The sequence below is a fragment of the Chelatococcus sp. GCM10030263 genome (genome assembly GCF_042666455.1).
In the GTDB taxonomy this organism is placed as follows: domain Bacteria; phylum Pseudomonadota; class Alphaproteobacteria; order Rhizobiales; family Beijerinckiaceae; genus Chelatococcus.
Genome location: NZ_JBHTDB010000006.1, coordinates 1 through 24,061, shown reverse-complemented (window position 1 = coordinate 24,061; position 24,061 = coordinate 1). Strand labels below are relative to the sequence as shown.

The 24,061-nt window shown below is 65.8% G+C and carries 24 protein-coding genes and 1 pseudogene; 3 read left to right on the top strand and 22 right to left on the bottom strand.

Going from position 1 to position 24,061, the window contains the following annotated elements; genetic code table 11:
- Window positions 1–242: 242 nt before the first annotated feature.
- The 11 genes and pseudogenes from ACFQU1_RS15460 to ACFQU1_RS15410 all read right to left on the bottom strand — a co-directional run bounded on the left by ACFQU1_RS15460 (window position 243) and on the right by ACFQU1_RS15410 (window position 10,685).
- Window positions 243–812 (bottom strand): HNH endonuclease, encoded by a 570-nt coding sequence (locus tag ACFQU1_RS15460; protein ID WP_378134147.1) that lies wholly within the window; start codon window positions 810–812, stop codon window positions 243–245.
- A gap of 179 nt (window positions 813–991) precedes the next feature.
- On the bottom strand, window positions 992–1,873 hold the full coding sequence (locus tag ACFQU1_RS15455) for a 3-hydroxybutyryl-CoA dehydrogenase (RefSeq protein ID WP_378134145.1): 882 nt from the start codon (window positions 1,871–1,873) through the stop codon (window positions 992–994).
- A 74-nt stretch (window positions 1,874–1,947) separates the two neighbouring features.
- Window positions 1,948–2,892, bottom strand: coding sequence for an electron transfer flavoprotein subunit alpha/FixB family protein (locus ACFQU1_RS15450; protein WP_378134143.1), 945 nt, complete (start codon window positions 2,890–2,892; stop codon window positions 1,948–1,950).
- 1 nt (window position 2,893) lies between these two features.
- Window positions 2,894–3,643, bottom strand: a complete 750-nt coding sequence (locus ACFQU1_RS15445) for an electron transfer flavoprotein subunit beta/FixA family protein (protein WP_378134141.1) — start codon at window positions 3,641–3,643, stop codon at window positions 2,894–2,896.
- Between the two features lie 242 nt (window positions 3,644–3,885).
- A complete protein-coding gene (locus tag ACFQU1_RS15440; RefSeq protein ID WP_378134139.1) occupies window positions 3,886–4,602 on the bottom strand; it encodes a rhomboid family intramembrane serine protease in 717 nt (238 codons plus the stop codon).
- Window positions 4,599–5,186, bottom strand: a complete 588-nt coding sequence (locus ACFQU1_RS15435) for a cob(I)yrinic acid a,c-diamide adenosyltransferase (protein ID WP_378134137.1) — start codon at window positions 5,184–5,186, stop codon at window positions 4,599–4,601. The genes ACFQU1_RS15440 and ACFQU1_RS15435 overlap by 4 nt, the downstream gene beginning before the upstream one ends.
- A gap of 14 nt (window positions 5,187–5,200) precedes the next feature.
- Window positions 5,201–5,680, bottom strand: a complete 480-nt coding sequence (locus ACFQU1_RS15430; protein WP_378134135.1) for an acyloxyacyl hydrolase — start codon at window positions 5,678–5,680, stop codon at window positions 5,201–5,203.
- A 299-nt stretch (window positions 5,681–5,979) separates the two neighbouring features.
- The gene (locus ACFQU1_RS15425) at window positions 5,980–6,159 is read right to left on the bottom strand and encodes a twin transmembrane helix small protein (RefSeq protein ID WP_378134133.1); all 180 of its coding nucleotides are present in this window, start codon (window positions 6,157–6,159) and stop codon (window positions 5,980–5,982) included.
- A 159-nt stretch (window positions 6,160–6,318) separates the two neighbouring features.
- A complete protein-coding gene (locus ACFQU1_RS15420; RefSeq protein WP_378134131.1) occupies window positions 6,319–8,889 on the bottom strand; it encodes a TIGR02302 family protein in 2,571 nt (856 codons plus the stop codon).
- Window positions 8,890–9,198: 309 nt separating this feature from the next.
- Window positions 9,199–10,400 (bottom strand): annotated as a pseudogene (gene lysA, locus ACFQU1_RS15415) (diaminopimelate decarboxylase).
- Window positions 10,401–10,442: 42 nt separating this feature from the next.
- The gene (locus tag ACFQU1_RS15410) at window positions 10,443–10,685 is read right to left on the bottom strand and encodes a lipoprotein (RefSeq protein WP_378134129.1); all 243 of its coding nucleotides are present in this window, start codon (window positions 10,683–10,685) and stop codon (window positions 10,443–10,445) included.
- Between the two features lie 323 nt (window positions 10,686–11,008).
- Here ACFQU1_RS15410 and ACFQU1_RS15405 point away from each other — a divergent pair, with 323 nt between their 5' ends.
- Window positions 11,009–11,647, top strand: coding sequence for a TlpA family protein disulfide reductase (locus tag ACFQU1_RS15405; protein WP_378134127.1), 639 nt, complete (start codon window positions 11,009–11,011; stop codon window positions 11,645–11,647).
- A gap of 183 nt (window positions 11,648–11,830) precedes the next feature.
- Here ACFQU1_RS15405 and grxD read toward each other — a convergent pair whose 3' ends face one another.
- The 8 genes from grxD to purC form a co-directional block, all read right to left on the bottom strand.
- Window positions 11,831–12,169, bottom strand: coding sequence for a Grx4 family monothiol glutaredoxin (grxD, locus tag ACFQU1_RS15400; RefSeq protein ID WP_378134125.1), 339 nt, complete (start codon window positions 12,167–12,169; stop codon window positions 11,831–11,833).
- Between the two features lie 54 nt (window positions 12,170–12,223).
- The gene (locus ACFQU1_RS15395) at window positions 12,224–12,460 is read right to left on the bottom strand and encodes a BolA family protein (protein ID WP_378134122.1); all 237 of its coding nucleotides are present in this window, start codon (window positions 12,458–12,460) and stop codon (window positions 12,224–12,226) included.
- 29 nt (window positions 12,461–12,489) lie between these two features.
- The gene (gene purL, locus ACFQU1_RS15390) at window positions 12,490–14,700 is read right to left on the bottom strand and encodes a phosphoribosylformylglycinamidine synthase subunit PurL (protein WP_378134120.1); all 2,211 of its coding nucleotides are present in this window, start codon (window positions 14,698–14,700) and stop codon (window positions 12,490–12,492) included.
- A 244-nt stretch (window positions 14,701–14,944) separates the two neighbouring features.
- Window positions 14,945–15,751: a DUF72 domain-containing protein gene (locus ACFQU1_RS15385; RefSeq protein WP_378134118.1), complete on the bottom strand. Its 807-nt coding sequence runs from the start codon at window positions 15,749–15,751 to the stop codon at window positions 14,945–14,947.
- A gap of 3 nt (window positions 15,752–15,754) precedes the next feature.
- Window positions 15,755–16,438, bottom strand: a complete 684-nt coding sequence (purQ, locus tag ACFQU1_RS15380) for a phosphoribosylformylglycinamidine synthase subunit PurQ (RefSeq protein ID WP_378134116.1) — start codon at window positions 16,436–16,438, stop codon at window positions 15,755–15,757.
- Between the two features lie 4 nt (window positions 16,439–16,442).
- A complete protein-coding gene (gene purS / locus ACFQU1_RS15375; RefSeq protein ID WP_378134113.1) occupies window positions 16,443–16,685 on the bottom strand; it encodes a phosphoribosylformylglycinamidine synthase subunit PurS in 243 nt (80 codons plus the stop codon).
- A gap of 104 nt (window positions 16,686–16,789) precedes the next feature.
- On the bottom strand, window positions 16,790–17,302 hold the full coding sequence (locus ACFQU1_RS15370) for a hypothetical protein (RefSeq protein ID WP_378134111.1): 513 nt from the start codon (window positions 17,300–17,302) through the stop codon (window positions 16,790–16,792).
- A gap of 92 nt (window positions 17,303–17,394) precedes the next feature.
- A complete protein-coding gene (purC, locus tag ACFQU1_RS15365) occupies window positions 17,395–18,189 on the bottom strand; it encodes a phosphoribosylaminoimidazolesuccinocarboxamide synthase (RefSeq protein WP_378134109.1) in 795 nt (264 codons plus the stop codon).
- A gap of 319 nt (window positions 18,190–18,508) precedes the next feature.
- Here purC and ACFQU1_RS15360 point away from each other — a divergent pair, with 319 nt between their 5' ends.
- A complete protein-coding gene (locus tag ACFQU1_RS15360; protein WP_378134392.1) occupies window positions 18,509–18,829 on the top strand; it encodes a DUF1476 domain-containing protein in 321 nt (106 codons plus the stop codon).
- Between the two features lie 32 nt (window positions 18,830–18,861).
- On the opposite strand, the gene ACFQU1_RS15355 is transcribed toward ACFQU1_RS15360, so the two are convergent.
- Both ACFQU1_RS15355 and ACFQU1_RS15350 read right to left on the bottom strand, forming a co-directional pair.
- Entirely contained in the window at window positions 18,862–19,542 is a 681-nt protein-coding gene (locus tag ACFQU1_RS15355) for an alpha/beta hydrolase (RefSeq protein ID WP_378134390.1), read from the bottom strand.
- Window positions 19,543–19,617: 75 nt separating this feature from the next.
- Complete coding sequence (locus tag ACFQU1_RS15350; RefSeq protein WP_378134107.1) at window positions 19,618–20,358, bottom strand: DNA-3-methyladenine glycosylase family protein; 741 nt, start codon at window positions 20,356–20,358, stop codon at window positions 19,618–19,620.
- 41 nt (window positions 20,359–20,399) lie between these two features.
- Here ACFQU1_RS15350 and gluQRS point away from each other — a divergent pair, with 41 nt between their 5' ends.
- Window positions 20,400–21,308 (top strand): tRNA glutamyl-Q(34) synthetase GluQRS, encoded by a 909-nt coding sequence (gene gluQRS, locus ACFQU1_RS15345; RefSeq protein ID WP_378134105.1) that lies wholly within the window; start codon window positions 20,400–20,402, stop codon window positions 21,306–21,308.
- 32 nt (window positions 21,309–21,340) lie between these two features.
- Here the strand turns inward: gluQRS and ACFQU1_RS15340 are convergent, their stop codons facing one another.
- Complete coding sequence (locus ACFQU1_RS15340) at window positions 21,341–23,374, bottom strand: M23 family metallopeptidase (RefSeq protein ID WP_378134103.1); 2,034 nt, start codon at window positions 23,372–23,374, stop codon at window positions 21,341–21,343.
- Between the last annotated feature and the right edge of the window lie 687 nt (window positions 23,375–24,061).

Below are 24,061 nucleotides of genomic sequence, written 5' to 3'. Positions count from 1 at the left end.
GCATGGGGCGCCGAGGCCCAGCCGCAGCTGGGGGCAGTTCCGAGAAGATGATCGCGAAAGCGGGCCAGAAACAAAACGCCCGCCCGCGGGGGGTGCGGGCGGGCTAGCTTGCCGCGCCTGCGCGGGGGGCACGTAGGCGGGGAAGGGTGCTCCTTGGGGGGAATAAGCACCGGACGGAAAACCGCGGGTCCAGCGATTGGTTCCGCACTGCCACAAAAATTTTTTGAGCGTGGCGGAACCGCCTATGGCTCGAGTTCCGTATCCCAGTAGAGGTAGTCGAGCCAGCTTTCGTGCAGATAGTTCGGCGGAAAGTGGCGGCCGTTGTGGTGCAGGTCGTGAACGGAGGGCTGGTAGGGGGCTTGTGCCGGCCACATGCCGACGTCCCGCGGCAGACGATCGCTCTTGCGCAAATTGCAGGCGGAACAGGCCGTCACGACGTTGTCCCAGGTCGTCTGTCCGCCCTTCGAGCGCGGTATCAGGTGATCGAAGGTGAGGTCGTCGCGGGCGTTACAATATTGGCAGGTGAAGCGATCGCGCAGGAATACGTTGAACCGCGTGAAAGCCGGCTGCCGCGACGCCTGGACATAGGTTTTGAGGGAGACGACCGACGGCAGGCGCATCTCGAAGGTGGGACTTCGGACCATCGTCTCATATTCAGAGACGATATTGACCCGATCGAGGAACACCGCCTTGATCGCATCCTGCCAGTTCCAGAGCGACAGCGGATAGTAGCTCAACGGCCGATAATCGGCGTTGAGTACCAGAGCTGGGCAACCCTCCGGCGACACCGGATTGGGGACGTGGATCGTCACCGCACCGCCTCCTAAGCGAATCGCTCATTGGCGAACACCGAGACCAAGCACGTGGTAGTGTATGAGCTGTGTCGCTATTGTGAAAGGTGCCAAACGCGCGCTCATGGCCGCAGGCGCGATCGGTGCCTTCCACACAGCCACGAGGCCGGTCTCCCGGCCGGGGCTCGTATCACCCACCATCAGCGGGTCGGAACCGGCTTGTCGCCGCGATAATCGTAGAAGCCGCGGCCGGATTTGCGGCCGAGCCAGCCCGCCTCGACATATTTCACAAGCAGTGGGCAGGGCCGATATTTGGAATCCGCCAGGCCATCGTAAAGCACCTGCATGATGGACAGGCAGGTGTCGAGGCCGATGAAATCGGCGAGCTGCAGCGGCCCCATGGGATGATTGGCACCGAGGCGCATGGCCGTATCGATGGAGTCCACCGAGCCGACCCCCTCGTAGAGCACGTAAATCGCCTCATTGATCATCGGCAACAGGATGCGGTTGACGATGAAGGCCGGGAAATCCTCCGCCACCGTCGCCGTTTTGCCGAGACGGGCGACAAAATCCAGGATCGCCTTGAAGGTGGGATCCTCGGTCGCGATGCCGCGGATGATCTCCACGAGCTGCATCACCGGCACGGGATTCATGAAGTGAATGCCGATGAACCGCTCCGGACGATCCGTCGCGGCGGCAAGCCGTGTGACCGAGATCGAGGAGGTGTTGGTGCCGATGATCGCATCGGAGCGCAAGGCGGGGCAGAGGTCGGTGAAGATCTTGCGCTTCACCGCTTCCTTTTCCGTCGCCGCCTCGATCACGAGATCGCAATCGCCGAACGCCTCGAAGGAGAGCGACGTCTGGATGCGCCTCAGCCCTTCCTGGCGGCTCTCCTCGGTGATGAGGCCTTTCGAGACCTGCCGTGCCGTGCTGCCGCTGACGGTGGCGAGGCCGTTGTTGATCCGTTCGTCGTCCACGTCATTGAGGACCACGTCGTAGCCCGCGATAGCGCAGACATGGGCGATGCCGCTGCCCATCTGTCCGGCACCGACGATGCCTATCTTGCGAATGTCGATCGACATGACACCAGCCTCATGGTTTGCCGTTCACGTGGGTCATGACCGAACGTCGGCCATCTCGCATGCTCGAAAGGCACTCACCGTCCGATCTTCGCGATCTCCTCGGCCAATTCGGGCACGATCTGAAAGAGATCGCCGACCAGTCCGTAATCGGCCACCTGGAAGATGGGAGCTTCCTCATCCTTATTGATGGCGACGATGACCTTCGAGTCCTTCATGCCGGCGAGATGCTGGATCGCGCCAGAAATGCCCACGGCGATGTAAAGTTCCGGCGCAACCACCTTGCCGGTCTGCCCAACCTGCCAGTCGTTGGGTGCGTAGCCTGCATCAACCGCTGCGCGGGACGCGCCGATGGCGGCGCCGAGCCTGTCGGCTAAAGGCTCGATCACTTTTGCGAAATTCTCCGCCGAACCGAGTGCCCGTCCGCCGGACACGATGATCTTGGCCGAGCCGAGTTCCGGCCGATCGGTCGTTGCGACTTCCTCGCCCTTGAACTGCGACAGACCAGGATCGGTGGCCGGCTGAGCCGTCTCGATGGGTGCCGAGGCGCCTGCAGGCATCGCCGAAAAGGCCGCCGTCCGCACGGTCAGAACCGTTTTGGGCTGGTTCGTCTCGACGGTCTCTACGGCATTGCCCGCATAGATCGGATGCTCGAAGGTGGTCGGGCTCACGACCTTGGTGACGTCGGAGATCTGCGCGATATCGAGCAGGGCCGCAACCCGCGGCAGAACGTTCTTGCCCGAGGTCGAGGCCGGCGCGACGATCGCGTCGTATGACGAGGCGAGCCCGACGACGAGCGCCGAGAGCGGCTCGGCCAAGGCATGGGCGTAGATCGCGTCTTCGGCCAGCAGAACCTTCTCCACGCCCTCGAGCTTGGCGGCGGCTTCGGCGGCCGGCCGGGCAGCCGCGCCGGCAACGAGGATATGCACGGGGGCGCCGAGCTGGCGGGCCGCGGTCAGGGCGCGGGCCGTTCCGTCGGAAAGAGTGGCGTTGTCATGGTCGGCGACGAGCAGCGTCGTCATATCAGAGAACTCCTGCCTCGTTCTTGAGCTTGTCGACGAGTTCGGCGACCGAGCCCACCTTCACGCCGGCTTTGCGGCCCGTCGGTTCAGTCGTCTTCACCACCGTCAGTCGAGGCGCGACATCCACGCCGAGCGTCTCCGGGCTTATCTCCTCGAGCGGCTTCTTCTTGGCCTTCATGATATTGGGCAAAGAAGCATAACGCGGCTCGTTGAGGCGCAGGTCCGTCGTCACGATGGCCGGCAGCTTCAGCGACACGGTCTGCAGGCCGCCGTCGATCTCACGGGTGACATCGACCACGCCGTCGCCGATCACCACCTTGAAGGCGAAGGTGCCTTGCGGCCAGCCGAGAAGGGCGGCCAGCATCTGGCCGGTCTGGTTGGCATCGTCGTCGATCGCCTGCTTGCCGAGGATGACGAGCCCCGGCTCCTCCTTGCCCACCACCGACTTGAGGATCTTGGCCACGGCGAGCGGCTCGACGCGCCCGTCCACCTTCACATGAATGCCGCGATCGGCGCCCATGGCGAGCGCCGTGCGGATGGTCTCGGCAGCCTGCGCCGGGCCGATGGAGACGGCCACGACCTCGCTCGCCTTGCCCGCTTCCTTCAGCCGCAAGGCCTCTTCAACGGCGATCTCGTCGAACGGGTTCATCGACATCTTGACATTCGCGAGGTCGACGCCCGAGCCGTCCGCCTTCACCCGAATTTTAACGTTGTAATCGACCACGCGCTTGACGGGCACAAGGATCTTCATCGAGCCACTCTCCTTCGCGCATCCTCGCTTGCGGCAGGTTTGCCCGCCCGCCTCCGAGCGAGAGGACGGGACAGGATTGTCGGCCGGCGTCAAACTGAGCTCGGCCCTCCCGGACGGGAGCGCCCGAACGATCTAGCGCTTGGCCGAAAGTTTTGAGCGACGCATGCGCCCGCCAGCGTTTAACGCGCCGCGCGACCGTAACGATGCGTCTTCCGGCTTGTCAACGGCGCCTTACCTTTCGATTACACATCGCCGGTGAGTTGCGGGCCGTCGCCGGCACCGAGCAGCGGCTGGTTCTTGCGGCGCAGGACGATGACCAGCAGAGCGCCGGCCGCAAAGCCGCCGATATGTGCGAGCCAACCGACGGAGTCGTCGATATTGAGCCAGATCTCCGCGACCTGGATCATCAGCCAGAAGCCGATCGCCCAAAAGGCGCGCAGATGGAGCGGGATGCGGAAGAAGAACAATCCCCAGACGCGCACGCGCGGATGCAGAATGAGATAGGCGGCGACCACCCCCGCGACGGCGCCGGAAGCCCCGATCAGCGGGCGCTCCGAATCCGGTACCGAAAAGGCATAAGCCAGGCTGCTCGCCAAGCCGCACAGCAGGAAGAAGACGAGGAAGCGCAGATGCCCCAGCGCATCCTCGACATTGTCTCCGAACACCCACAGGAACAGCATATTGCCAGCGAGATGCAGTAATCCCGCATGAATGAAGAGGCTCGTCACCAGCGTCGAGCCGGTCGGCAGCACGGGCAGTCCATCGGGCAAGACGACGCTGCCGAAAAGAACGGCCGGGATCAGGCCGAAGCTTGCCGAGATCGATTCTTCCGGCATCGGCAGGAAGTCGAGCCAGATGGCGAGGTAAGCGATCGTCGAGAAGGCGATGATGCCATAGGTGACGTAAGGCGTGCGCATATTGCGCATGGGCACGCCGTCATAGAGGGGGAGAAACGTCATCTATTCTGACCCGGCACCCACAGCACGTCACCGGCTCCCTTGCCGTTGGCGTGCCGCGCCAGGACGAACAGAAGATCCGACAGGCGGTTGAGATAGATCAATGCGGGGCGCGAGACCGTTTCGCCGGGCGTGTCGGCGAGCGCCACAACCAGCCGCTCGGCCCGTCGGCAGACCGTGCGCGCCACGTGCAGCGCGGCGGCGGCCGGCGTGCCGCCGGGCAGAATGAAGGACTTGAGCGGCGAAAGCTCCGCATTCAGCCGGTCGATATCGGCCTCGAGGCGTTCCACCTGGCTCGCCGTGACGCGCAGGTCTTCGCCCTTCTTCGCAGCGTCTTCGGAGGCGTCGCCTTCGGGGGTCGCGAGGTCGGCGCCGAGATCGAAGAGATCGTTCTGGATCCGGGCGAGAATGGCGTCGGCTTCCACGGCGAGGGGCTGCAGCCGCGCAAGGCCGATGAAGGCATTGGTTTCATCGACGCTGCCGAAAGCGGCAACCCGCGGATCGTGTTTGCGCCGCCGGCCGCCCCGCGCAAGACCGGTCGAACCGTCGTCGCCCGTCTTGGTGTAGATGCGGTTGAGCCGGACCATTTGCCTCCGATGCCCTAGAAGGAGTAGCCGATGCGCGCACCGACATTGGTGAGACCGCGGTTCTGCTCGCACAGCCCTGCGTTCGAGAGATGTTCGATCGTCGCCATCACGCTCCAGTGCTCGTCGAATCGCCAGCCGATCGATGCCGATTCACGGAACAGCGGCGAGCAGCCGAGGGCACTGTGATCGCGGCCCACGAATTCGCCCGTCTCGCCATTATGGATCGCCCCGCCGAAGGTGGCTTCCACGAATAGCGCCTGGGTGATCGGCACCGTCCAGGTGAAGCCGGCATAGGCGAAGCTCGTCTGGCCCGCCGTATTGGCGCTGCCGCCCACGTGGAAACGCGGAATGAAGAGATCGAGCGTGGCGCTCTCGGCCGTGAACAGCTTGCCCGTTAGGACTTCGCCGGTGATGTTGACCGAGCCTTCCTCCGGGCTCCAGGGGTCTTGCGCACTCACCCCGAAACGCAATTCCGAAAGGAAACGCGGCTGCATGATCGTGGCTGGTGCCGGAGGCGGAGCTTCGGGGGGCGCCGAGCGGGAGGGGAGGTCCGCAGCTTGCACTTGGCCTGCCATCGCGGCCGAGACAATCGCGCTAATCAGGGCGGTCGATAGCAATCTCATCAGCTACTTCCAACAAACGCTGACGATATCGTTACCAACCGCCGCACACAGCGGCCAGAGTTCTTCTCACGCTCGCTCGATTTCGCACAGCTACGTGGCGCAACTGCAACGTTTGCGCCACCATCCGCGCAAACTGCCATATGGGTACGGCCACGCTGGCTCGCTTGTCCTCAGCCGTTGCGCATCCAGATGACGGCCATGATGACGAGGACGGCGATGAATTGCAGAAGCACGCGCATCTGCATGAGCTTCTGCGAGCGCTGGCCGCTGCCGCCGCGCATCATATTGACGAGGCCGAGCACAAGCACGACCGCCACGGCGCCGATCGCGATGGGAACGGCTGCTAACATGGGATGATCCTCTCAGGCTGGCGTCCAGAGCTTTCGCATTTCCGCTGAAATGCGAAAGGAGCTGCTCCGACGCCGTCGGACCGGGCGCGTGGCGCCCGGCTATCCTCTCCATGTAGAGCCTCCAGGACCGGAAAACGAGGGTCCTGATGGTCCTGCGACCTATTGGTTTCTCAGCAGGCGTTCGAGATAGTCGAGCTCCTCGCGCGGCCTGAGCTGATCGCCGAGGCGCCGGCGCAACTCGTCGAGAATGCGGCGGGCCCTGACAGTGGCCGATTCTTCAGCCGTCGGGATGCGCACGCGCCCATCCGACCAATCCCGGTTGCGGGTTGGCCGGCCAAGGGGGTCAGTGTCGCGCATGCCGCTCTGCCTGCCGCTGCGGCCGGGCTGGCCGTTGCCGGCCTGTTCGTTGCCCTGACCGTCGCCGGGCTGCATCTGCTGCGCCATGCCTTGGGCACCGCGTTGCAGACCTTCGAGCGCCTCGCCTTGCGAATCGAGCGCTTCGCCCGTTTCGCCCTGGCCGAGCTGGCCCTCCGCGTCGCGCATGGCCTCCTCGGCGCTGTCGAGCCCCTCCTCGCCTTGCATCCCCATGCCTTTCATGCGGCGCTTGAGCTCTTCGAGGCGCTGGCGCAAGGCCTGCTGCCGCTGGGCGAGTTCCTCGCTCGACATGCCCTGCTGACCCTGCTCGCCCTGTTGGCCTTGCTGACCTTGTTGCCCCTGCTGACCCTGCTGGCCTTGTTGACCCTGCTGGCGCCGGCTGTTGCGGCCGCGGCGGGGCGGGCTGAGCTCGGAGTTTTCCCCGCCGTCCTGGCGGTAGGTGTCGTCACGCAGTGCTTGCTGGTCGCGAATCATCGAATCGAGCTCGTTGAGCGACTGCTGCATCTCGCGGCCGAGAGGATCCTGGCCGGCCTGCTGCGACCCTTGCAGGTTGTCCAGAATATCCTTCATCTGGTCGAGCAGGTTCTGGGCTTCGGCTGTTGCACCCTCGCGCGCCATTTGCTCCATGCGGTCGAGCATGCGGTTCAGATCGTCCTGCGTGATCGTCCGCGATGGATCTTGGCGCGCCGATTGCTGGTTCTGCGGCTGCTGCATCTGCTGCTGCGCGAATTCGTTGAGGAAGCGATTGAGCGCCTGGCGCAGTTCGTCGGTAAGACGCTTGATCTCCTCGGGGCTCGCGCCGCGCTCGAGCGCCTGACGGAGCGCCTCCTGCGCAGCCTTGAGGTCACGCTGGGCCTGGGTGAGGTCGCCGTCCTCGATCTGAACCGCCATCTCCCACAGGAATTCGGCCACGTCGAGGAGGTCCGGGTCGCTCTTGGCTTTCGCGAGTCGATTGTCGACGATGGTCAGGCCGAGGTATTCACTCTCCTTGGGCGTGAAGTCCTCCGGTGCGACCATGAGGGCCTCGATCGCCGTGCGGACACGCTTCGTGTCGTCCGGATTCATGATGAGGTTGCGGCGCTGCTCCACCAGAGCGCGCGCCAACGGCTTGGTGAAGGGCCGCTGCGGGAGCGTGACCAGAACCGTCTGGCTGCGGCTCTCCTGGCCAGCCTCATCGCGAGCGACGAGCGTCATCCTGAGACGGCCGCCAGCCCAGGCATGGGCGGAGAGATCCGTCGTCGTGCGGGTGTCCTCGTCCGCCGCGGGATCGCCGGGGAGAGCGAGCGGAATGCGCGGCGGCGGCACGAGGGACCGCTTGATCGTGCCGTCCTGGGGCTCGAACACCGCCTCCGCCGAGGCGATGCCGTAATCGTCCTTGAGGCGATAGGCGAGGGTGAGCGAGCCGCGGCCATTGGTTTCCGGCTCGCCGCTCAGGCGGATTTCCGGCGGGTGGTCCGGGATGGCGGTGATCGCGAGCGAGGCCGCTCCGTCCGGTCCGTCGAGATCGAGCCGAGCATCACCGGTGATCGTGAACCGGTGCTCCTCGATGCCGGGTGCGGCGTCAGCCGCGGCAGGCACCGCCGCCAGTCCAGCGCCGGGCTTAAGGGTAATGCCGCCCTGGCCGGCAAAGCGCAGCACGAGCGTGCTTTTGACCGGCACACGCACCGGGTTTCCGTCCGCACGCGCCAGATCGAGCATCACCGGCGGCACGCGGGTGTAGAGCGGCGGATCGATCCAGCCGTCGATGCGGAAGGCGGGACCAGCGTCCGGCGCATTGCGCCAGTCGAAGGCGGTGAGCAGCCGTGAGCCGGCGTCGGGCCCAGCGACGAAAGCAGCCGCGATAAGGGCGAGGATGGGAATGGCGCGAAGCGCATAGCGGTCGCGCCCGGTCATGCCGGGGCGCGGTGCCCTCACCGTGAGCCTGTCGATGGCAGCGCGCGTGCGCCGACGATGCACTTCCCACAGGGCGACCGTCGCCGGATCGCCGCGGCCGATGGCAAGGGTGTCGTCGAAGGTGCTCGCCGGGCGATTGGGAACGGGGGAATCGCGGTCGAGACGATGGAGCGCGGCCGACCGTGAAGGCCAGCTGAGACGGGCCAAGGGCCAGAGCGAGGCGATGAAAGCGAGCGCGAAAAGGCCGACGCCCGCTCCGCGGTAGCCGGCCGGCACGATCGCCCAGAGCCCGAGCCAGGAAGCGACCAGGAAGAGCGCCACGACAGCAGCGGGTGGCCAGAGCGCCGGCCAAAGCCGCTCCCATAAGAGAGCAAGGCGCGCGCGCTGCACCAGCTTTTCCAGGCGCGTCAAAGCGCGGTCCGATCCGGCGGCCGGCGACGGAGGCGGTGGAGCGTCCTGCATTCCTGGATCTCCTGAGCAGGGTCCGGAAACTGTGCCGCGCTTCCGACAGACCTGCCACTCACATTACAGACAAAACGGGTGATGCACGGGCCCGCAGAGCCGCCATTTTAAAGAGCGCCCGCATCCTGCGCTCTCAATCGACCCGAGCCCCGACCCGAATTCCATCTCACGTCATCGGCCTGGATCGGTGCCATCCACAGCCGATCGGTCCCTCGGGCGCCCGCCGACACGCGCAACACCCAAGCCGACCAAAAGATCGAGCCCTTTTTAAGGTAGCACGTCAGAAGCTGAGGAAAAGCCCGGGGCCGATCACAGCCACGCGGGTAGGCGGTCGAGACCGATCAACGCCTCGAAGCTCGGCCGAGGTCGCACCACGGCGTAGTCATCGCCGCTGACCATCACCTCAGGGACGAGCGNTCGCCCGCCGCAACCGGCGGCATGTTGCGGCCGAGCGCCAGATAATCGCCGCTCTCGCAGACCGGTCCGACCACGTCGGCCTGGATCGGTCGCGCGTCCGGGGCGGATGCCACCACCGGCTTGATGTCATGATACGCCTCGTAGAGCGTCGGCCGGATGAGGTCGTTCATCCCCGCGTCGCAGATCACGAAAGTCTTGCCCTCGCCGCTCTTCACATAGGTGACTCGGGTGACCAGAATGCCAGCATTGCCGACGATCATCCGTCCCGGCTCGAAGAAGAGCGTGAGCCCGAGACCCTTCGCATGGCGCTTTATGATGGCCGCATAGGCGGCGGGGTCGGGAGGCGGGTCCTTCGCCTCCTCATAAGGCACGCCGAGGCCACCGCCGAAATCGATGTGCTCCAGCGGATGTCCTGCCGCCATCAGATCGCGCGCTAGTTCGACCAGCAGTCGGGCGGCGTCCTCGACCGGGCCGAGATCGGTGATCTGGCTGCCGATATGCATGTCGACGCCGCGGACGACGAGGCCAGGCAGGGCAGCGGCCCCGGCATAGACTTCCCGCGCCCGGGTCAGCGGGATGCCGAACTTGTTCTCCGAGCGGCCGGTCGAGATCTTGGCATGGGTGCGGGCATCGACATCCGGATTGACCCGCAGCGAAACCGGCGCCGTGCGCCCCATTCCGCTCGCGACCTCGGACAGCGCCTCGAGTTCGGGCTCCGACTCCACATTGAAGCAGCGAATGCCGGTCTGGAGCGCGAAGGCCATCTCGGCCTTCGTCTTGCCGACGCCGGAAAAGACGATGCGTTCGGGGGGAATGCCGGCCGCGAGGGCGCGCCGCAATTCCCCCTCGGAGACGATGTCGGCGCCGGCACCGAGCCGCGCGAGCGTCGCGATCACCGCCTGGTTGGAGTTGGCCTTCAGCGCGTAACAGACGAGCGAGGGCACATCCGCGAAGGCGTCCGCAAAGACCTTGTAATGACGCGTGAGCGTTGCCGCCGAATAGCAGTAGAAGGGCGTGCCGACCTCGGCCGCGATGCGGCGGAGATCGACGCCCTCGGCGTGCATGACCCCGTTCGTATAAGCAAAATGGTGCATGAAATGCGCTCGGACGGCAGACAGCGTCTGTCCGCCCTTCTCCTACAGGATCTTGTCGAGGATGAAAGGCTTGTTCGGCACCACATAGCCGGTATTGCGCCGCTGCTGCTGGGTGGGAACGGGCGTCAATGTCGGCGTCTGCGGCCCCGTCTGCTCTTCCTGCTTCGGCGCGTTCGGATCGGGCGGCATCTCGAGCGGCCCGCGTCTGCCGCAGGCTGCGAGAGCCCCTGTCAGGACGGCCGCGAGGAGCGCGGCACGGGCGAGGGCGCGAGGGCTCGGCAGCATGGGTCCAGTCACTAGGGAATCTCCGAATGGCGGCGGCACTATAGCGAAACCGTGAGCGAGCGCGAGCCCTGTCAAGATCATGCTCGCGCCGGCTCGTCGTGGCGATGGCCAACGCGGCGATGTCAGCCCCGGCGAGCATGGTCGTGGCGCTACGCTCGTCCTGCCTCAGCCGTTGCGGCGCCGATCACGATCGCGTGCGAAGGCCGGACTTGGCCACGCCCCACCGCAGCCTGCGCCGGTCGGTCACCTCGATTTCGCCGGACGCTGCCCTTATAGGAGGCAGACATTCGTTACGTCCATCGCTGATTTGCCGAAGGCTATCCATGCGCTTGACCACATCGCCGCGCCTGCGGATCCTGGGTGCCGTCCTTGCGCTCGGCGTCGTCGCCGCAGCTGGCACTGCCGTCTACCACTGGCGCGCATCCGCGGGGGAGGGGGGCGTCTGCCAGGCGGCTCGGAGCACCGCCGCCGCGCTCGGCCCGCTGGCGCGCGGCGAAGTTGCCGCCGTGCAGGTTGAAAAGACGCCGAGGCCAATGCCGCAGCTCACCTTCCGCGATGCGGAGGGGGCGACGCACAGCATCGCCGATTTCCGCGGCAAGACCGTGCTTGTCAATCTCTGGGCGACCTGGTGCGTGCCCTGCCGGCGCGAGATGCCGGCGCTCGATGCGCTGGAGACGAAGCTCGGCGGGGAGGACTTCCAGGTCGTGGCGATCAATATCGACACGCGCAATACCGACAAGCCGCATGCCTGGCTCAAGGAGAACGGCATCACACGGCTCGCCTATTATGCCGACCCGGAGGCGAAGGTCTTCCAGGCGCTGAAGGAGGAGGGGAAAGCCTTCGGCATGCCGACGACGGTGATCGTCGACCACAACGGCTGCATGGTGGCGAGCCTTGCGGGGCCGGCGGAATGGGCCTCGGACGACGCGCTCGCGCTTATCCGGGCGGCGCTGAAGTCCTGAACTTACGCCGTTCTGGGCGCGCGCCTGAGATCCAGATCTGGCCACGAATTGGGATCAGCCGCGGACGCAAGGTCAGCCGCGCGGGCCTGCGTCCGACGGCATCGTTTCGGGATCCCGGGCTCCTCGCTTGGCTCGGCCCCGGGATGACTCGGCGTTGCTTTGCCGAAGAAGCTACGCAGCGCTTTACGCCGCCGGCTGGCGAACCTGGACGCCCTTGTCGGCGAGGTGGGTCTGCAACTCGCCGGACTGGAACATCTCGCGCACGATGTCGCAGCCGCCGAGGAACTCGCCCTTGACATAGAGCTGCGGGATCGTCGGCCAGTTGGAATAGTCCTTGATGCCCTGGCGGATATCGGCATCGTCGAGGACATTCACGCCCTCATAGGTCACGCCGATATAATCCAGGATCTGGACGACCTGGCCGGAGAAACCGCACATCGGGAACTGCGGCGTGCCTTTCATGAAGAGCACGACGTCATGCGTCTTGACGGCGTTGTCGATTAGGGCGCGGGCATCGGTCATGGGTCTTACGTCCTTTACGAGGCGCCAAGCGTGTAGGGCGCCCTTAGCATGTGCTCAATCTTGTGGTGCGCTCGTCGTCAGCGCAAGGGCATGCAGCACGCCGCCCATGCGGCCTTGCAGCGCGGCATAGACCATCTGGTGCTGCTGCAGGCGGGTCTTACCCTTGAAGGAGGGCGAGACCACCGTCGCCGCATAGTGGTCACCGTCACCGGCCAGGTCGCGGATCTCGACGACGGCATCGGGTATATGGGACTTGATCAGAGCCTCGATGTCGTGGGCATCCATCGCCATGGCAGTTTACGTCCTCCAGAAGCCTGTCTTCAGAGCTTACCCGCCATATAGTCCGGCAGCCAAGCTTCGTGACGGCTTTTCAAGGCATTGATTGATATGGGGGCTTCACCGGGCAGCTGCAACGCGTCGCCACCGGTGGTGCCGATGAGGCCGACCGGGACACCGGCTGCCGCGGCCCCGTCCATCAGCGCGGCGATCTCTTCCTGCCGGACCGTGAGAAGATAGCGGCCCTGGTCCTCGCCGAAGAGGAAGGCATGCGCCGGCAACCCGGCCGGCAGGTTCGGGATGGTCGCGCCGATACCGGAGGCCATGGCCATTTCGGCGAGCGCCACGGCGAGCCCACCATCGGAGAGGTCATGCACGCCGGTGACGCGGCCCGCAACGATAAGGCCGCGTACGAAATCGCCGTTGCGGCGCTCGGCGGCAAGGTCGACCGGCGGCGGCGCGCCTTCCTCGCGGCCGCAGATGTCGCGCAGATAGACCGATTGGCCGAGCCAGCCCTTGGTCTCGCCGACGAGGAGAATGGCTTGGCCAGCTGCCTTGAAGGCGAGGCTCGCGGTCTTGGTGACGTCGGCGACAAGGCCGACGCCGCCGATGGCCGGTGTCGGCAGGATGCCGCGCCCCCGCGTCTCGTTGTAAAGCGAGACATTGCCGGAAACGACGGGGAAATCGAGCGCGCGGCAGGCCTCGCCGATGCCGCGGATCGCCTCGACCAGTTGCCCCATGGCGTCGGGCCGCTCGGGATTGCCGAAATTGAGATTGTCGGTCAGCGCAAGCGGCGTCGCGCCGACGGCGGTGAGGTTGCGCCAGGCTTCCGCCACCGCCTGCTTGCCGCCCTCGGCGGGATCGGCCTCGCAATAGCGCTGCGTCACGTCCGTCGTCAGCGCAATGCCCTTGGGCCCGTCCTCGATACGCACGACGGCAGCGTCGCCGCCCGGTGTCTGCACGGTATTGCCGAGGATGATGTGGTCATATTGTTCCCAGACCCAGCGCTTGGACGAAAGGTCGGGCGTGCCGAGGAGCTTCACGAGCGCCTCGCCATTCGGCATGGGGGCGTTGACCGCCTCGGGCGCGATGACCGGCAGCTTCGGCGGCACGGCATGGGGACGGTCGTAAATCGGTGCTTCGTCGCCGAGTTCCTTGATGGGGAGATCCGCCATCACCTCGCCCTGGTGCTTCACGACGAAGCGCAGCGTGTCGGTGGTGCGGCCGATCACCGCAAAATCGAGGCCCCATTTGCGGAAGATCGCCTCGGCCTCGGCCTCCTTGGCCGGGTCGAGCACCATGAGCATGCGCTCCTGGCTCTCCGACAGCATCATCTCATAGGCCGTCATGCCCGCCTCGCGGCAGGGCACCTTGTCGAGGTCGAGCTCGATGCCGAGATTGCCCTTGGCGCCCATTTCGACGGCGGAGGAGGTGAGGCCGGCGGCCCCCATGTCCTGGATGGCGATGACACAGCCCTTGGCCATGATCTCGAGGCAGGCTTCGAGCAGGAGCTTTTCGGCGAAGGGGTCGCCCACCTGTACCGTCGGGCGCTTCTCCTCGGCATCGGCCTCGAAGGCGGCCGAGGCCATGGTGGCGCCATGGATGCCGTCGCGGCCCGTCTTGGAGCCGAGATAGACGATGGGACGGCCGATGCCGGTCGCCTTGGCATAGAAAATCTCGTCGGAGCGGGCGAGACCGACCGCCATGGCATTGACGAGGATATTGCCGTCGTAGCGCGTGTGGAAATTCGCCGATCCACCGACCGTCGGCACGCCGAAGGAATTGCCGTAGCCGCCGATGCCGGCGACGACGCCGCCCACCAGGTGGCGGGTCTTGGGATGCTCGGGCGCACCGAAACGCAGCAGGTTGAGCGCGGCGATCGGTCGTGCGCCCATGGTGAAGACGTCGCGCAGGATGCCGCCGACCCCGGTCGCCGCGCCCTGGTAGGGCTCGATGAAGGAGGGGTGGTTGTGGCTCTCCATCTTGAAGACGATCGCCTGGCCGTCGCCGATGTCGATGACGCCGGCGTTCTCGCCCGGTCCCTGGATGACCCACGGCGCCTTGGTCGGCAGGCCGCGCAGATGCAGGCGCGAGGACTTGTAGGAACAGTGCTCGTTCCACATGGCCGAGACGATCCCGAGCTCCGTCAGCGTCGGCTCGCGGCCGATGAGCGCCTTGAAGCGCTCGTATTCGTCGGGTTTCAGCCCATGCTCGGCCACGAGCTGCGGCGTGATGGCAATGTCGTTGCGGAGCATCGGTTGCTTCAGCCTGTTCCCTGTCATGGCCGGGGAATGGCACCCCGACCTTCCGTCACGAGGTCATCCCGGGGCAAGCCGCAGGCTTGAGCCCGGGATCCAGAAACGATGGAGCCGAGGCGAGAGGCGCGACGATGCCGGCGCCCTCCGCTATATGGCATCGGTTCTGGATCCCGGACACCTCGCTGCGCTCGGGTCCGGGATGACCGAAATGTTCCAGCCAACGGCCGTGATGGTGAGCCTCTTACCCTAGCCGCTCGATCATGGCCATGGCAGCGGCGGGGTTTCTCACCTTCGCGCCGCTGATGAAATAGAGGAAAACGTCGCGCGGCCCGGCCTTGTCCTTCGGCAGGGGCTCGACGCGGTCGAGGTCCGCCGGCTCGCCGCCCTCGGCCCAGAGGCGGGCGCGCTTCGCCCAGACGTCGAGGTCGTTTGCGGCATAGCCCGTCGGCTCGTTGTCCTGCGAGCGCTCCAACCGCAGATAAACGAAATCGGCGGTAACGTCGGGCAGCATGGGATAGTCGGGATCGTCGATGACGACGGCCGCCATGTTGCGCGCCTTGAGAAGGGCCAAGAAAGCCGGGTCGCGGAAGCTCGGGTGGCGCGCCTCGATGACGTGGCGCAGGCGCACGCCCGCGTGTTCGGCTGGCAGAAGGTCGAGGAAGGCCTCCATATCCGACGGCTCGAAGCGTTTCGTCCCGGCGAGCTGCCAGAGGAGGGGGCCGAGCTTGGCCCCGAGTTCGGTCACACCGCTCTCGATGAACCGCTCGATGGAAGGAGCCGCCTCCGCCAGCACCTTGCGGTTGGTGGCAAAGCGCGGGCCCTTGACTGAAAAGACGAAGCCGTCCGGCGTCTCCTCCGCCCAGCGGCGGAAGCTCGCCGGTTTCTGCGAACCGTAATAGGTGGCGTTGATCTCGATCGCTGTCACCTGGCGGCTGGCGTACTGCAGCTCTTTGGCCTGGGTGAGCCCCTGCGGATAGAAGACGCCGCGCCAAGGCTCGAAATTCCAGCCACCGATGCCGACGTGGATGCGGCCTTGCGCTGCGCTCACGGCTCAGGCCGCCTGCGCCAGGCCGTGGAAGAGCCCATAGCCATCGGTGCCGCCGACGAGGTCATCGATCAGGTTCTCGGGATGCGGCATCATGCCGAGCACGTTGCGGCCCGGCGAATAGATGCCGGCGATCGCGTTGATGGAGCCGTTTGGATTGGCCATCGCGATGTCGCCCGCCGCGTCGCAGTAGCGAAAGGCCACCAGGCCCTCACCTTCGAGCCGGGCGATCGTCTCGGGATCGGCGACGTAATTGCCTTCGCCATGGGCGATGCAGACATCGACGACCTGGCCGGGCTTGTAAGCGCGCGTAAAGGCCGTGTCGGTGCGCTCCACCTTGAGGCACTGCCGCCGGCAGACGAAATGCAGGTCCGAATTGCGCATGAGGATGCCCGGCAACAGCCCGGATTCGCACAGGATCTGAAAGCCGTTGCAGATGCCGAGCACGAGCCCGTCGCGCGCGGCATGCGCCCTGACGGCATCCATGATCACCGCGCGGCCGGCGATTGCCCCGCAGCGCAGATAATCGCCATAGCTGAAGCCGCCGGGCAGCACGACGAGGTCGGTGCCGGCCGGCAGCGCGGCATCGGCATGCCAGGCCATGGCAACCTCGGCTCCCGCCACGGTCAAGGCGCGCGCGACGTCACGGTCGCGATTCGAGCCGGGGAAGACGACGACGGCGGCTTTCATCGGGTCAGGCTCCCACCTCGATGCGGTAATTCTCGATCACCGTATTGGCCAAAAGCTTTTCGCAGGCCTGCTTGAGGGCGGCCTCGGCGCCCGCGGCGTCGGAGGTTGCGAGCTCCACGTCGAAGACCTTGCCTTGGCGCACGCTGGCGACGCCCTCGACGCCGAGCGAGGCGAGCGCACCCTCGATAGCCTTGCCCTGGGGATCGAGCACACCCGATTTCAAGGTGACGATCACACGCGCTTTCATCAAGGCTCTCCGGGCGGGGCTGACCAAGCCCATCGCATAGAGAAAAACGCGCGCGGGCTCAAGCGTTGGCGCATCAAACCCCCTTGAAAGAGGGAGCGGCATTGTCAGCGAGCCGCCGCTCCCGCCGTGCTCGTGCCCAATGCGGCAAAGGCGTTCTCCTTGGCCACGGCTTCGGTGAGCGCGATGGAGAGGACGAGCTCGGTCTTGCCTCCGGACGGGCGCTCGGCGAGGACGGCGACGACCGAACGGGCGGGATCGGCCTTGGAGCGCATGGTCACTTCCATGCCGCCGGTCTGGCCGGCAGCCAGCTTGCGGACGACGATCGTGCTGCCCGGCTTTTTGCCTCTGTCGGCGCCGCTTTGCCCAGTCCCAAAACCCTCGAGCAGACGGCGCCGCAGGGCCTCGAGCCCGCCGTCGACATCGCCGTCGACGGTGAAGCGGGCAACCACCGCATCATGCGGGCAGTCCGGGCGCTGGCAGATCGACATCTTGTCGGGCACAAGCCCGTCCACCAGCCAGTCCTGCACGGGCAGCGCCTCCCAGCCCGCCGATTCGGGCAGGCCGACAAAGCCTTCGGCGAAAGGCATGCAGGCGGCGAGCGCGACGGCGGCCCCCAAGGAGAGGAGAGCGCTCGGCCTGCCGAGCCCGAGCCAAATGGAACGGGGGCCGTCGGGCCCCCGTTGTCGCCGTTTCTGCAAGGCGTAGGCGATCACTGCACGAGGCGTGGTGCCGCGTGGCCGGGATTTTCGTTCTCGCCGAGGATGCCGAGGCGGCGGGCCACCTCGGAATAAGCCTCGATGAGGCCGCCGAGATCACGCCGGAACCGGTCCTTGTCGAGCTTGTCGGCGGACTTGATGTCCCACAGCCGGCAGGAATCGGGAGAAATCTCGTCGGCGACGACGATACGCATCATGTCGCCTTCCCAGAGCCGGCCGGTTTCCATCTTGAAGTCGACGAGGCGGATGCCGACGCCGAGGAAGAGGCCGGAGAGGAAGTCGTTGACGCGGATGGCAAGCGCCATGATGTCGTCGATTTCCTGGGGAGTCGCCCAGCCGAAGGCGGTGATGTGCTCCTCCGAGACCATCGGGTCGTTCAGCGCGTCGTTCTTATAATAGAACTCGATAATCGAGCGAGGCAGCTGCGTGCCCTCCTCGATGCCGAGACGCTGCGACAGCGACCCCGCAGCGACGTTGCGCACCACCACCTCGAGCGGAATGATCTCCACCTCGCGGATCAGCTGCTCGCGCATATTGAGCCGGCGGATGAAATGCGTCGGCACGCCGATGTCGTTGAGGTTCTGGAAGACATATTCGGAAATGCGGTTGTTGAGCACTCCCTTGCCGTCGATCACCTCGTGTTTCTTGGCGTTGAAGGCGGTCGCATCATCCTTGAAGTGCTGTATCAAAGTGCCAGGCTCGGGTCCCTCATAGAGGACCTTCGCCTTGCCCTCGTAGATACGACGGCGGCGATTCATCGGCGTATACCGTGTTTTGAGGAAGTCCATGGACTGCCGTGGCTCCTAAGAAATAGTCCGCGGCTCGATAGGGGCGGGGAGCCTTCGAGGCCTTGGCTCTGAACGGACATTGCCCTCGCCCGCACCGCGCAACCTAGCTGATTGGCCGCAATTGCACAATGATGGCGAAAGGCCGTGGCAGCTGCTGCGCTGCGATATGGCCTCTGAGGCAAGCCGATCAAGCGGGGGTGGCGATCCGGCGCACCCCCGGCGTAGGGCCGAGGCTTTCCCCGCGCTCGCCCTCTGGTGCTGGACGGCTCCTGCGGCTATATGCGGCTTGAGCCGATCAATGGAGGAGGAGCGGGTAACCATGGCCAGTATGGACGAGCGCAGGGACGCCGCGGAAAAGAAATTCGCGCATGACGAGGAGCTGCGTTTCAAAGCAATGGCGCGGCGCAACAAGCTGCTCGGCCTATGGGCCGCGGAGAAGCTCGGCAAGTCCGGCGCTGATGCCGAGGCTTATGCCAGAAGCGTCATCATGGCTGATTTCGAGGAGTCCGGTGACGAAGACGTGTTCCGGAAGATCCGCAAGGACTTCGACGAGGCGAACGTGTCCGAGTCCGACGACGCGATCCGCCAGATGATGGAGGAATTGTTGGCGAAGGCCAAAATGGAGGTTCTCGCCGGCTGAGCGAGCCGGCGGGCGCCTCGCCCGATTCGCGCCTAGGCGGGATAGCGCAGCCCGAAGGCCCGCGTCAGGAACAGGCCTCCGTGACGCAGGCCTTCGCCGTCGATGCCGTGGCCGATCCCGGTGGAGAGATGCCATTCGCAGGCCACGTCGCGCTTGGCGAGGGCATTTGCTGAGAGAAACAAGGCGGCGGCGGGGATGACCTCGTCCGCGTCGCCATGCACCAGAAGCACCGGCGGGCGGGCGAAGGGTCCATCGGCGGCCGGATCCGGCACCGACGCTTCAGGCTCGACGAAAAGCCCGGAATAACCCAGGACGGCGGCCGGCGCGATCTGCCGCCTCAGGCCGACGTGCAGCGCCATCATCGTGCCCTGGCTGAAGCCGACCAGTGCGAGCTTGTCCGGGCTGAGCTGATGGCGGGCGAGCTCGGCATCCAGGAAAGCGTCGAGCGTCGGGCCGGCATGGCATACGCCCCGCCAGCGCTCGTTCGGGTCGCGGAAGGTCAGTGGAAACCACTGCCGCCCCATAGGCGCGCCGGCGCAAGGCTCCGGCGCATGCGGCGACACGAAGGCGGCATCCGGGAGCCAAGGCTGCCACTGTCGGCCGATTTCGATAAGATCACTGCCGTCGGCACCATAGCCATGCAGGAAAACGACGAGCTGCTTGGCCGTGCCGCTCTTGGCAGGCAATCTCGGTCCATTCAGGTCTTGAGCCATGATGTCCAGGCTGATCGGGCGCATGAGGGGCTCGGAAGGCTCCTGGCGAAGCGCTCCGACGAGCGTCCTGCTTTATCATGCCGGTTTGGGATTGGCAGCCCCACGTCGCCGGCCCTTCGCGCCGGTTCGGCCTGCCGCGGCATCACTGGTCGCGACCGGGGTCGCCGGGACGATGCCCTCGCGTCCCTTGGCCAGGCGGTAATAGGCCCAGAGCACGCGCGCCGCCGTGCCGCGCCAGGGGCGCCAACGCTCGCCGATCGCGCGCAATTCCTTGTCCGTCGGACGCCGGTCGTGCGGCCACTCGGCGCCCAGCGCCAGTCGTGCCGCCTCTTGCAGAGCAAGATCACCCGCCGGCAGGATGTCCGGATGTCCCGTGCAGAACAGCAGATAGACTTCCGCCGTCCAGCGGCCGATGCCGTGCACGGCCACGAGCGCCCGCTCAGCCTCTTCAGCGGAGAGGCGATGGAGGTCCTCCAGAACCAGGTCGCCCGCGGTTATTGCAGCAGCGAGCGCCTTCAGCGTCTTGATCTTGCCTGCGGAGAGCCCGGCCGCGCGCAGCTCCGCCTCGTCCGCCGCTGCGATATCGGCCGGCGCGAGATCGGGGAAGCGGGCGGTCAGGCGCTTCCCGATCGCGTCGGCGCTCGCCGTCGAGAGCTGTTGTGCGATGATGATGGCGACCAGATCCGCAAAGCCCGCCGTCCGGCGGCGCAGCGGCGGCTTGGCGCCGGCCGTGACGAGCCGGCCAATCAGCGGATCTTGGACGATCAGGGCGTCGAGATGCGCAGTGAGAACGTCTTCGGAATCGATGATGGTCATTGGGGACTTATAGATGGGATGACTTATAAGGGGAGCGATGGATGAACCATGGCCCATCCGCCGGCCGGATGCAGCCGATTTTCCGTTTCGCGCCCAGTCCGAACGGCTATCTGCACCGCGGCCATGCCTATTCCGCTCTCCTCAATGCGGAGCTCGCTGCGGGCTGGGGCGGGCGCTTTCTGCTGCGCATCGAGGATATCGACGCCACCCGCTGCCGCCCGCATTTCGAAGAGGCGATCTACGAGGACCTCGCCTGGCTCGGGCTGAGGTGGGAGACGCCTGTGTTGCTGCAGTCGGCGGAGGGGGCCGTCTATGCGGCCACACTGGCGCGCCTGAAGGAGATGAGGCTGCTTTACCCTTGCGCTGCCAGCCGGCAGGATATCGCGGCGGCGGTTGCCGCCCGCGAGGCGGCGACCGGCCGGTCCTGGCCGCGTGACCCGGACGGCGCGCCGCGTCATCCCGGGCTGGTGCCGGCGCTCGATCCGGCGGAGGCGGAGGCGCGGATAGCGGCCGGCGAGCCTGTCGCCTGGCGCCTCGACATGGCGCGCGCCCTGGCGATGGCGGGGGCTGTGCTCACCTGGCGCCGCTTCGACCCCGCGGGCCATGAGGAGGATGTCGTCGCCGACCCGGCTCGCTGGGGCGACGTCGTGCTGGCGCGCAAGGACATCGGTACGAGCTATCATCTCGCCGTCGTTGTCGACGATGCCCGCCAGGGCGTGACCCATGTGGTGCGCGGCGGCGATCTCGAATCAGCGACCGATCTCCACCGACTGCTCCAGGTGCTGCTCGACTTGCCCGCGCCGCGCTACCATCACCACGCGCTCGTTAGCGATCCCGTGGGAAAGAAGCTTGCGAAGAGCCGGCGATCCGAGCCCTTGCGTGATCTGAGGGCAAGAGGCGTCACGGCAGACGCGCTGCGCCGTGCGCTCGGCTTTGCGCCGCCCGGTTAGTTAACGCAAAACGACGGCCGAAGAGCCCTGGCTCAGCGCGTTTCGGCCACCACGTTGCTGGTGGGCGTGGCCTTGGCGAGGAGTTCGCGCGTCTGGTCGCGCTGGCGCCGGAATTCGACGAGCAGGTCGCCGTCGAGTTCATGGCTGCGCGGTAGCTTGATCTTCAGCGGATTGACGAAATGGCTGTTGACCATCACCTCGTAGTGCAGGTGGGGCCCGGTCGCGAGCCCGGTTGCCCCGAGATAGCCGATCACCTGGCCTTGATGGACTTGGACGCCCGGCTTGATGCCGCGCGCGAAGGCCGACTGGTGATTATAGGTGGTGACATAGCCGTTGGCGTGCTGGATCTCGATGCGCCGGCCATAGCCTGACGCCCAGCCTGCCTTGATGACCACGCCGTCGCCGGCGGCGACGATCGGAGTGCCGATCTTGGCAGCCCAATCCACGCCGGTGTGCATCTTGGAATAATGCAGGATGGGGTGATAGCGCATGCCGAAGCCAGAGCGCATGATGCCGGCGGAGATAGGCTTGCGCAGAAGGAACTTCTTCAGAGAACGACCCTCCTGGTCGAAATATTCGACGGAGTTGTCGTCCGGCGATTGGAAGCGAAAGATCTGCTTCGTCTCGCCGCCTACGCTCAGCGACGCGTAGAGCACCTCGGGCCGCTGGCCGTCGTCATCGTCGCCGTCCGCGTAGAAGATCTCGACCGAATCACTCGGATCGACGCGGTGCTGGAAATCGACGTCCGAGGCGAAGACGCGCACGAGTTCGGCGACGACCGGGGCGGGGATACTGTTCTTGAGCGCCGTTTCATAGAGGCTGTCATAGAGGCGCGTGCCGCTGCCGTCGTCCTCTTCTGCCTCCTCGTCCACCGCTGCCGTCTTCGCGTCGGGGCTGCTGTCCTGGGCGACTGCGACCGGCACGAAGATGCCCTGATCATTGACGGCGGCGATCGCCTCGACGGCGCGCTGGTCGAGCAGGGTGACCCTGACGATGGTCGCCTTGTCGTCACCTGGGTCGAGCGGCGCAATGAGCAGCTTGACCTGCTGGCCTTCGCCGAGCGCCCGTATCCGTTCGGCGCCGCCCAACGCGGCGATGATCGCCTCGATCCTTTCGGGTGTCGCGCCGTTGGCCTTCAGCACGTCCTCGAGCGTCTCGCCGTTCTTCAGGACGATAAGGCTTTCTTCGGTCGACGACCCCTTGGCCGGTGCGTTCTCGCCTTTCGGCGCGACCGTCACATTCTCCGGGATGACGCGGACGTCGAGCCCGGTAAAGGGCGCGTCGCCGGGGCTCGCATAGGCGAGCGCCGTTGTTTCGGCAGGCTGGCCGAGCGTACGCGTCAGCATCAGCTGCGGCGGAAGCGGCAGGGCGGGGCGTGAGCCGCTCTCCGCGGTGAGGCGCACATCCTCTTCCGCCTGGGCGATGGCTTCCTCGTCGGACAGATGCGGGGCGCTGTCCGGCACCGTCACGCCGGCCAGATCGCTCTTGACCAGGGAGACGTCCGCATCGGCGGTTTCCGGCGCCGGTTCGGCCGTTGGTTCGTCGCCCTGATCGTCGGCGAGGAGCTGCATGGGGTTAAAGGGTGGAATATCGGTCGCGTAGGTGCCGCTCGTCATGGACAGATTCGTCGCGAGCCGCACGAAGGAGCGGACCTTGATAACCTCGCGGTTGCCGACGCGAATTGTCATCGGCGCCTTGAAGCTCTGCTTGGCGGCGATGAAATCCTGCGTGCGGACGAGCTTGTCGCCGCGACGCACATCGCCGTTGCCGTCGCTGCTGGTCTGGTGGAAGGCGGTCGGGCCGACCGTCTCCGGCAGGGCCGCAAAGCTCGTCTCACCCTGCAGCGAGACGAAGATCGCCGCACCCAGAAGCGCCGTGCCGCTCACCCCGGTGAGCACGCTGCCCACCAGCCAACGCAGGTTCATCGCCGGGCGGTCCTGGCGCGCCGAAAGCCCGGCCGGCTCCAGGGGCGGCTCTTCCCCGAGATCGACGACCTGATAGCCGCGCTCGCTCCGCTCGCGGGTCGAGTCGGTGAAATCACCTATGGGGTGACGGTGAAACGTCAAGGCGAGTGGTGCTCCCTCCGGCGGGTTCCGAGCATGCAGACTAGGTTCACGTATAGCAATCGCCAGCGCGCAGGCAACGCGCTTCGTCCGTGGAGCAAAATCCGTTTGATCGGCCGGAGCTTCACGAGGAGCTTGGAACTATGTGATCCGCGCGGCTGCGAGCCGGCGATCTCCTGAATCTGCATCGTCTGCCGGAGGGGTCGCTCGATATGCCAGTCGCTATCCTAGGAACGGGGTGACTGTGGCCTGAGTGAGGCGTCCGCGGCCGACGGGCGGGCCAGAGGGAAAATGGGTGGGCATTCCGGGGCGATCGTCGCTTTGCACAGGGAGCACGTCTGGAATCATGAGGCTTTGCAACGGGTTGAACTGAGGCTGGCATCTCTCGGTGGTTTTCGTCATGAAAGCGTCACGGGCGTGTTGACAGCCTCGGAAGAGGTCCTTATATACCCCATCACTGGCGCTGGCCGACGACGGTTTCAGCGACGGACTTCTTCCCAAGAGAGACGGGGCGCGATGCCCGACATTCAAAGTCGGGACAGCTTCTCGTCGGCTTAGTTAGAAGGTGCCGGCTTCGGCCGGACTGCTCTTTGACAATTATATCTGAGAGGAAGAGAAGCGTAGGCGGCGGTGTCCTTGCGGGTTTCTTCTGGTTTCGGGTTTGGGTTTGATGCGGGTTTCGGCTTGTGT